We start from the raw sequence: 3,063 nt of genomic DNA on the forward strand, positions 1-3,063 counted from the left end.
CGCCGCGGCCTCCGCCAACTCCAGTACCGAAGCAACCTCATCGACAGCTGCCTCGCCGCAACCAGACTCGCACTCACGACAACGCGCAGACAACCTCAGTAGTCGCCACGATGTCAGGCGCGATGTCCAGCACCAGGAGTGCCGCCGCCATATGGGCCGGGTTGTCCTCCACCTTGACGGCCGAGAGTTCGTTGGCCCGCGAGACCCGCCGTTCGACGGTGTTGCGGTGTGCGTAGAGGTTGGCGGCCGCTCGGGTGGTATTGAAGCCGCACTGCACGTAGGTGAGGAGGGCCTGTCGTAGGGCCGTGTCGGCTTCGGCCAATGGCCCGAGGGTGTTGATGACGAACCGACGTGCGCCGGCACGGTCCTTCGTGAGCGCGTCGATCAGCTCGACGTCGGCGTAGGCGGTGTATCGCCGGTCGGACCCGAGCCGGATGACCAGCGCCTGCGCCGCGAGGGCGTCCTGGTGGCTGGACCGGAACCCTTCGAGCCCGCGTCCCGGTCTTCCCACCGCCGCGCGGATCTCGTCGGTCGTCGCGAGGGCCTTTTCCACATGGTGGAGGTCCGAGACGGACTCCCCCGAGAGCCAGATCCACCGCGACGTGGCGCTGGCACGCGCCACTAGGGTGCTCCGGCCGCCGGCGGCGGAGCGCACGGCGGAGATGGCCTCGTCCAGGGCCTCGGCCTGCTGAGGACCGTCGATCCACAACACGAGGCCCACGTGCCACCACGTCATCCGGTAGCGCAGGCGTTCTTCGGCGAGGTTCTCCGCCATCGGTGCCCCGCTGGCAATCAGCTGGATCAGTGCGATCCCCTCGGCATCCGTATTGCCCATCGCCGCGGCCAAGCCGGCTTGACGCAGGGCCGCAACCGAGTCAAGGGCGTACTGCACCAGCGACTTCGCCGTCACGTCCAGGACCTCCACGAGAAGGTCGGGGTCGGCGCAGTCGGCTACGCATGCCTCCAGCCATCGCCGCCAGCCGATACCCAGTGCCACGCGCCAGGCAACGGCGAAGTCGGGCGCGATGCCTCGGGAGACGAGATCGTTGATGTATGCCGTGGTCCTCGGGCCGACGTAAGGCTCCACCCGCTGCCCCGGTTGCTGGACGTTCGCGGTCAGCCATTGGACGAGGTCGGAGCGGTTGAGCTCACGATCCTCTTCGACCAGCGATGCGTCCGCGAGGAGGGCAGGATCGTTCTGGGCGACGAGAGAGGGCCTTACGAAGGCGTCGACCAGCGCGTCCGTTTCCGTCAGTTGGCGCTGGCACAGTGACCTGATCGCATCAGCAACCTCACGGGAGGGCCTGGGCCACAGCTCTTCCATTTCTACAGTGTCCTCCTGATCGCGAAGAGCCGACGTCCCCGACATGCCGCGTCACAGACAGATGAAGGAAGCCAGCGGCATGCCCGATGGCGAAGGCGAGGGCCGTCGGCCCGCCGACGGCAGCGAAAGGCATCGGGTCGCCACCACTTTGCGGCCGCGGTTACCGCCCCCGAGACCGCCATGCGCTCGACAGGCCGGAGAAGCTGAATGCGTTCAGCGTTCGCCTTCCGCTCGTCCGTCAGGCGATCGCCACGGCCGTCGACCCGGCCTTCACCTTGGTGGGATGAGCGACGGCACCGACGCCGCTCGCCGCAGCGCAGCCGACCGGCGCGACCACGTCGCGAGGCGTGTCCTTGCGGGCCTTGATGGCGCCCCCGGCCGGGATCACGGCCTCTTCCGGCCCACGCGCAGAAGCCCAAGTCGTGGTGAAACGGCGCACCGTGCAGCAACAGCCAGCTGGTACCGTCGTGCAGTCCGCCGGAGGCGTTGACGACGGTGGCGATGGCGTGGCACCAGGTCTCGCGACCGGCGGGGAATGTCGGACACGTCCCGCAATACGGGTTCCAGGGCAGCACGACATGATCGCCCCCGGTTAGGCCGGTGACATGTGGCCCCACGGCGGTCACGACGCCGGCCCCCTCGCGTCCGGGGACGCAGGGCGTCGGCACCTCCCAGCCCCGGACGAGATGAAGCGCCGAGTGACACACGCCCGCCGCGGTGATGCGAACCCCGCCTTCGCCTGTCTGCGGATCAGCGAGGTCGGCATCCGCCACCTCAACGGGCGTGGCCGGGGCAGTGAGAACACCCGCGCGCATGGGCCTCCAGGAGTTCGGGAGGTGTTTAGTGCCACTAAACGTCGGCAGGTGTATCACGCCGTCGGTGGCACCGCAAGGGGTTCGGCGCCGTCGCCCTCCGGAGGGCACCCCAACTACCCATGGCGCGGCATGCCTTAGCCTCATGTCACGGAGGGGGCTCGTCCAGGTCGGCCTGTCACCCGACGGGCACACGACCTCGGCCTCGGGACGAGCGGTGAGCACACGATGTCCATCGATGACGGCAGGAGAGCAGGCGGAGCGGCCAAGGACTCCGCGGCCCTCGAAGCGTCCGCAGGCGCGCAGCTGAGGAAGATCAGGATCGGGCGCGGGTTGTCGTTGACGGAGGTCGCGCATCAGGCAGAGGTCACCAAGGGTTTTTTGAGTCAACTGGAGCGTGGGCTCACCAGCGTGTCCGTCCCGACGTTGCTGCGCATCTGCGATGTGCTGCAGATCGGGGTCGGCGAGCTGTTCGCATACCCCGACGAGCAGGTCGTGGAGGGTGGAAGCCGGATCGACATGGGCGGTGAAGGCGTAGCCGAGTATCTGCTCACGCCCGCCGACACCACGGCGTTCCAGGTCTTCCGTTCCGTGATCGAACCCGGCGGAGGCACCGGTGGCTCCTATCGGCTCGACATCACCACGATCTTCGCGATGGGGCTGAGCGGCTCGACCCGTCTGGTCGTCGGGGGCGAGACCCGGATGCTGCCAGCCGGCGTGTCCACCTCGTTCTCCGGTCAGACGCTCCACCGGTTCGACAATCCGGGTACGACGGTGAGCGAGGTCCTGTGGGTCCTGTCGCCTCCCCTGCTGCGCGTCACGCGAGGACCGTCCTAGGCGGTGTCTTCAAATGATCTTGCGTGTTGGATCATGGTCGGGTGATACGTCGACATGAGCTGTCGGATGCCGAGTGGGAGTTTGTCCGGC

General features: G+C 67.9%; 3 protein-coding genes and 1 pseudogene. 1 reads left to right on the forward strand and 3 read right to left on the reverse strand.

Annotation, left to right across the window (positions count from 1 at the left end; all coding sequences use genetic code 11):
* Nucleotides 1–73: 73 nt before the first annotated feature.
* The 3 genes and pseudogenes from AB0A97_RS41560 to AB0A97_RS41570 all read right to left on the reverse strand — a co-directional run.
* Nucleotides 74–1,324: a helix-turn-helix domain-containing protein gene (locus AB0A97_RS41560; protein ID WP_361161292.1), complete on the reverse strand. Its 1,251-nt coding sequence runs from the start codon at nucleotides 1,322–1,324 to the stop codon at nucleotides 74–76.
* A gap of 238 nt (nucleotides 1,325–1,562) precedes the next feature.
* Complete coding sequence (locus AB0A97_RS41565) at nucleotides 1,563–1,712, reverse strand: hypothetical protein (RefSeq protein WP_361161295.1); 150 nt, start codon at nucleotides 1,710–1,712, stop codon at nucleotides 1,563–1,565.
* 106 nt (nucleotides 1,713–1,818) lie between these two features.
* Nucleotides 1,819–2,283 (reverse strand): annotated as a pseudogene (locus AB0A97_RS41570) (alcohol dehydrogenase catalytic domain-containing protein); the annotation flags it as partial.
* A gap of 81 nt (nucleotides 2,284–2,364) precedes the next feature.
* Here AB0A97_RS41570 and AB0A97_RS41575 point away from each other — a divergent pair.
* The gene (locus tag AB0A97_RS41575) at nucleotides 2,365–2,973 is read left to right on the forward strand and encodes an XRE family transcriptional regulator (RefSeq protein WP_359294677.1); all 609 of its coding nucleotides are present in this window, start codon (nucleotides 2,365–2,367) and stop codon (nucleotides 2,971–2,973) included.
* The last annotated feature ends 90 nt before the right edge of the window (nucleotides 2,974–3,063 follow it).

Origin of the sequence: Streptomyces sp. NPDC045470, assembly GCF_040646595.1 — a bacterium.
In the GTDB taxonomy this organism is placed as follows: Bacteria; Actinomycetota; Actinomycetes; order Streptomycetales; family Streptomycetaceae; genus Streptomyces.